8 protein-coding genes are annotated in these 5,930 nt (G+C 34.5%); 7 read left to right on the top strand and 1 reads right to left on the bottom strand.

What is annotated here, in order from left to right; all coding sequences use genetic code 11:
• Nucleotides 1–16: 16 nt before the first annotated feature.
• Nucleotides 17–253, bottom strand: a complete 237-nt coding sequence (locus tag LJE08_RS12560) for a hypothetical protein (protein WP_227403404.1) — start codon at nucleotides 251–253, stop codon at nucleotides 17–19.
• 47 nt (nucleotides 254–300) lie between these two features.
• Between LJE08_RS12560 and LJE08_RS12555 the strand changes: the two genes are divergently transcribed.
• The 7 genes from LJE08_RS12555 to LJE08_RS12525 all read left to right on the top strand — a co-directional run.
• Nucleotides 301–732 (top strand): hypothetical protein, encoded by a 432-nt coding sequence (locus LJE08_RS12555; RefSeq protein ID WP_227403403.1) that lies wholly within the window; start codon nucleotides 301–303, stop codon nucleotides 730–732.
• Between the two features lie 43 nt (nucleotides 733–775).
• The gene (locus tag LJE08_RS12550; RefSeq protein ID WP_227403402.1) at nucleotides 776–1,042 is read left to right on the top strand and encodes a hypothetical protein; all 267 of its coding nucleotides are present in this window, start codon (nucleotides 776–778) and stop codon (nucleotides 1,040–1,042) included.
• A gap of 46 nt (nucleotides 1,043–1,088) precedes the next feature.
• Nucleotides 1,089–1,574, top strand: a complete 486-nt coding sequence (locus LJE08_RS12545; protein WP_227403401.1) for a hypothetical protein — start codon at nucleotides 1,089–1,091, stop codon at nucleotides 1,572–1,574.
• Nucleotides 1,575–1,586: 12 nt separating this feature from the next.
• Nucleotides 1,587–1,967 (top strand): hypothetical protein, encoded by a 381-nt coding sequence (locus LJE08_RS12540; protein ID WP_227403400.1) that lies wholly within the window; start codon nucleotides 1,587–1,589, stop codon nucleotides 1,965–1,967.
• Nucleotides 1,968–2,102: 135 nt separating this feature from the next.
• A complete protein-coding gene (locus LJE08_RS12535; protein WP_227403399.1) occupies nucleotides 2,103–3,914 on the top strand; it encodes a GH25 family lysozyme in 1,812 nt (603 codons plus the stop codon).
• A gap of 13 nt (nucleotides 3,915–3,927) precedes the next feature.
• Nucleotides 3,928–5,721, top strand: a complete 1,794-nt coding sequence (locus LJE08_RS12530; protein WP_227403398.1) for a hypothetical protein — start codon at nucleotides 3,928–3,930, stop codon at nucleotides 5,719–5,721.
• The coding region (locus LJE08_RS12525) for a hypothetical protein (protein WP_227403397.1) at nucleotides 5,721–5,930 on the top strand (210 nt) is incomplete at its 3' end. The genes LJE08_RS12530 and LJE08_RS12525, both read left to right, overlap by 1 nt.

Below are 5,930 nucleotides of genomic sequence, written 5' to 3'. Positions count from 1 at the left end.
GTATTTTCAAACTTTTTCATAAAAAATACTTGAATTTTATATAGTTAGCTCCCTTCCCATCTGTTCGACCGTGGTCAAGTTGGTCTAAGATAAATTGCTGAAGAATATCATTATCTAATATTGAAATATCATATTCTCCTAAATTTGGAAGAATGTGATTTGTAATTATATTGTAGTAATTTGTATAGGTCGAATATTTTAAATAGATTTTCTTTTCTGTTAGCCAGTTATTAAGTGTTTCTTTATATAGCATGATGTGCCTCCTAATAGAATTGAAATATAGAGAAAGGATTGATAAAAATGACAAAAGTTTATGTAAAAGTCGGTTTAGATCTAAATGACGTTCTTATCATCAGCACCGCATGGACTGCTGATACGCAATCGCAATGGGTCTGCGACGAGGATACCATCGAATTATCCAAAATACATGGCTATATTGGTGAAACGGCCGATGATGGACAAATCCATCTAAAATTTAGCCATGCAAAATATGAAGCATATTTAGATCAGCTTCGAAAAGAACAAGAAGAAGCTTGGCGTAAAAAAGATTTGGAAGAGTCTCAACAAGCTTTATTAGATTCTGTCGAGATTCTTTATGATGAAAGTAGCCGTGAAGGATATGTTAAAAAAATATTTAAAATTGGTGAATTAGTTATTAAAGAAACAGAAGTTAAATTAGAAGATATACCTGAAAATGTCGCTATGACAATTCAAGGCAACATGGAATTATAAGCGTCTATTCAAGGCGCTTTTTTAAATGAGGAGAGTGAATAAAATGGCAAAAAAAGGAAGCAACACAATCGTAATTGAAGCAAAGGACAGTTTGGTCAGTACAGTAAATGACTGTATTCAAATGGGTGTTCCAGCTGCAATGATATCTATTATGTTGGAAAATATTCTGCATGATTTAAATTCAAATGTTAAGAAAGTTCTTGAGATGGAACAACAAGAATATGAACAACAAGTCGAAGTTGAAAGTCAACAAGTAGAATATGTTCCAGAGGAAGAAAACGGATTAGAGCAAAATGAAGTAGTTGACTAGAATATAACTCCGTTTTGCTCCTAAAAGAAATAGGAGGATTTTAAAATTGGATATTCTAGAGTTAATAGGAAAATACATACCTTGGGTAGCAACAACAGGTATTGTAATTGGATGCTTCGTTCAGGTTAGCAAGATTGAAATCAATCCTTGGAGGTGGTTGTCACATGTTATAAGTGACTTCATCACCAAGGACTTGAACGAGAAATTAGAAATAAACGAGCAAGAACGCATTGCTCAAGACAAAGCAATTATGGAGGCTATTGAAGCCTTGCATAAAAGAATGGAAGAGAATCAGCGCAGAGAGGACAAGAGATATTTAAAGCAATTAAGAATGCGTATTATTGACTTTGCTGGTTCGATTCGTAATGGGAAAATCAATTCCAGAGAAGCTTTTGAAGAAATCATGCGAACTTACAATGACTATCACGAAATATTAGCAGAGTTAAATGAAACAAATGGTTATATTGATACAGAGTTCGAACTGATCAAAGAAACTTTTATGGAATTAAGTAAAAGTCATGAAATTGACTAAAGGAGAAAATATATGAACACACAAGAAATTTTATCATTGATTCAATCATTAATTATGTTGGGTTGTGGTGGTTTAGCATTGTACTTTAAGTTTTCTACTAAAGCACAAACTAAAGCTAAAGAAATACAAGAATTAATTGCTCAGATTACAGCGCAAGCTGTTGTATATATTGCAGAAGCAGAAAAAGATTATAAAGATACTACACAGTGTGGTGGTAAGAAATTTGAGCAAGTTGTAAGTAAGCTTTATGATTTAGTACCCGATGCATTACATGGCATTATTACAAAAGAGATGATTTCTGAAATTGTACAAAGTACTTTTGATGAAATCCAAGAATATGTGCGACTTCAATTAGATAACAGTATTGATAAGATTGAGGTCAAAAAGGATTAACAGGATGACTGAATTTCGTTTTATGTAGAAAGGAAGCGATCCAAGTTATCTCCCCTATCCTTCTGGGTTAACGAAGGAATTTAAGAGAGACTTAGCGGTCTCTCTTTTTTTTATTTTACGAAAGGAGAACAATATATGAACAAATTTACTTATACGGATTTTTATAATCAATGGCTAAACAAATCTTCTAGTTTAGGCGGTAACTACAATCAATGTGTTACTTTATTTAAAGAATTTTTAAACAAAGCTGGATATCCTAATCCCGGCAGAGCTATTGGCGGTTCTGGTGGGGCTAGAGAAATTTGGTATAGAAGAAATGCACTGGGTTATGGTGATTATTTTGAATTTACACAGATTGGTAGACCTGGCGACTGGTTTATCTGGGATTCTGTCTATGGATGGTGGCAAGGAGTGTACTACGGTCACGTTGCTATGTTGATTAAGGATAATGGTAACGGTACTGGGCAATTTTTAGGTATGAATCAATCTTATAGTCAAGCTCCTGCTCAAGTTATGACATTAACTTACAATGGGTCATGTGGTGTGTTGCGTTATAAAGGATATGGTACACAAGCCCCTACACAAAGTGTAACACCATATAATGCAAATAATCTAATTGCAGAACATGCAATTGCTACTTTGACTGTTGACTCTGTTGCTATTAGACAAGGTTCTCCCAGTGGAAATGTTTTATCAAGACAGAATCAAGGATATCAGTTTGAATACTACTACAAAGTTGTAGCTAATGGCCATAGATGGGTAATAAATAAAGACAAAACACAATTTATGGCAATCTCAGGTAGTGAGCAACAAGGTAAAGAGTTATGGGCTACTTTCAGCACCATACAAGCTCCTGAAGAGCCAGCTAAACCAAGTGGAGCAATTAATCTAACTCAAGAAGACGGTGTCGCTACGTTTACTGTAGATGGTGTCAGAGCACGTTACGACTCGCCGACTGGCACAGTATGCAAGACATACAATACCGGTGATTCAATTCGCTATTACTGGAAGTATGTTGGCAACGGACATAGATATGTAGTAGGTAAAGACGGAGATCGAAAGGTGTTCGTTGCAGTATCTGCAACTGAAGATAGAAGTCAAATGTGGGCTACATTCGACGTTCCTAAAGAAGAAAACAAAGAAGAAACAAAGCCAACAGAACCTGTCAAACCTACTGAACAACCTAAGCCAAACCTTACACAAAACGTAAAAGGCTATGGTGTTGACATTTCAGAACATAACGGAGCTAATTTTGATGTCAGTCAATATGATTTTGTTATTATTCGAGCTGCTTGGGGTGAAAACACAGACAAGTTGTTTGAAACTTATGTGCAAAAGTGCGTTGATGCAAAAATACCTTATGGTGTTTATGTATATGATTATGCACTAGATGATAGTCAGGCCAAAGCCGAAGCCGAATATGTATTGAACTTAATCAAAGATAAGGATATTCAGCTTGGTGTCTGGTTTGATATGGAAGACGCTGATCATTATAAAGCTAAGAAAGGCGTATTAACTAAGGAGCGTTGCACAAGTTCTTGTAAGGTCTTCTGTGACATTCTAAAAGCACATGGATATTACACTGGTGTTTATACATCTACATCATGGATTGGAACGTATGTTGACACAGAATATCCACTATGGATTGCAAATTGGGGATCTAATGACGGTACGGTTCAATCAGATCAGTCTGGTGTTGCAGTAATGCATCAATATAGTGCTAATCCTATTGATAAGGATGTTATTTTCCACGAATTTGATTTCTTTAAATCAAATCCAATTAAGGAAGAAGTTAAACCAAGCCCTCAACCCGAAGTAAAGCCTGAAACTAAGCCAGAAAATAAAGAGGATGAAAATCCTATAGAAGAAATTGATAAAAAGAAAGTTAATTCCTTAGTTGATTTGTTAATTAAATTGATTAAGAAATTACTAAATATTTTTAAATAGAAAGGAGAAACTTATGGTGAATATCCAAATAGGATTAGATGGTGTGCCAAGCTTACGCAAGGTCACTATCGGTAATAAGTATGAAAACCAAGATGAGATTATTTCTTTTACATTACCGAGCGAATTTGACAACTTTGACAAATATGTTATATCAGTAATTAAAATAAATGGTCAAAAATATACAAGTATCTTACCAATAATTAATAATCAATTGATCGTATCTACTCAATTAACACAGTATGCAGGCAAATGGAGTATGTATTTAATGGCTCGTGAAAAGACAAGCTTGGATTTAAATACTACTCCAGTAGATATCAGTGCCAAAGATAACGAACGTATATTTATTTCTGATGGTTTTATTGGTGTTGTAAGTGATTCTGAAATCGAAAAAGAAAATATTGGAGCGTTAACTTTGGATGCTAATCTACAGATTATATATGATGATTTGGCAAAATTACGTGATGAGATAGTTGAACGTATGAAAACACCTTTATCTTACACTCAATTAATAGATGTACCAACAGAATTCAATCCGGCTCCGCACGACCATGATGCACGCTATCACACAAAAGAAGAAATGGATTTGAAATTAGTTAACAAAGCAGATGTTGAGCATAGTCACGATGACTTATACTACACAAAACTTAAAACTGATGATTTATTAAAATCTAAATCCGATGTTACACATAATCATAATGAAAGTTATTATGGCAAGTCTGAGGTTGATGATTTGTTGTCTGCTAAAGCTAACAATGAGCATTCGCATGACGATTTATATTATGGCAAATTAGAAACAGATAAATTACTAGAGAATAAATCCGGCATAGCGCATCAACATGATGATAGATATTATACAGAAGATGAAATTGATGCAAAGCTATCACTTAAAGCAGAAACTGAACATAATCACAACGATTTATATTATGCAAAATTGGTCACAGACAAATTGTTAGAAAGCAAAGCAGATACCATGCATGTACATGACGATAGGTACAACACCAAGGATGAAGCAACAGTTTTATTGACCTCCAAAGCAGATGTTGATCATACACATGAAATAGTAGACATAACTGACTTCCCTACTTCATTACCTGCTAATGGTGGTAATGCAGATACAGTAAACAACCATACTGTTTTAAGCAATGTTCCCGCTAGTGCTCAGTTTACAGATACTGTGTATGTACATCCAGAAACACATCCTGCTTCAATGATTACTGGATTGCCAACAAAGGTTAGCGAACTTGAAAATGATAAAAAATATCAAACCGCCAATGAAGTTGCAAAAGCTATTTCAGATCTTGTTAAACTTGCTCCCGATACATTAAATACTTTAGAAGAACTGGCAAATGCATTGGGTAACGACCCTCATTTTGCTACTACAATTATGACAATGTTGGGTGAGAAAGCAAGTAAAGCCGATTTGACTACAAAGGTTGATGTTGTTGCAGGTAAGATGTTGTCTTCAAATGATTTTACGAACGAGTTAAAAACTAAGCTAGAATCTTTGAGTAATTATGACGACAGTAAATTAAAAGCATTGATTACAAGCAATCAATCTGCTTTAAACACAGAATTAGCAAAGAAAGTAACACAGATTGAAGGCAAACAGCTGTCAACAAATGACTATTCAACAGCAGAAAAGAACAAGCTTGCATCCCTTAATAACTATGATGATAGTGCAATTGTAAAACAACTTAAAGAACTTAGTGATCGTGTTAATGGCATATCTATGTCTATAGCAGCTCTAAGTGTTACTGACGGAGTGTTAAAAATGAGCGTAGACGTTCAAGAAGGAGGTAAACAGTAATGCCAAATCAGACAATTAATAAAGTACAAATAAATGGAAATCCAGAAACCTACGATGTCGAAGATACGCAAGCCAGACAAGGCATATTGGATTTAGGTAAAAAAACGGATAAACAAATTGAACAAATAAGTAACGATTTAACACAGAAAACTAATCAACTAAAGGAAGATTTAGGTGATTTGTCTATTGGCAACTATATCATCAGACCT

The organism is Holdemanella sp. DFI.5.55, from assembly GCF_020593575.1.
Lineage (GTDB): Bacteria > Bacillota_I > Bacilli_A > Erysipelotrichales > Erysipelotrichaceae > Holdemanella > Holdemanella hominis.
The sequence above is the reverse complement of the archived record's forward strand: the minus strand, read 5'-3'. Positions and strand labels throughout refer to the sequence as shown.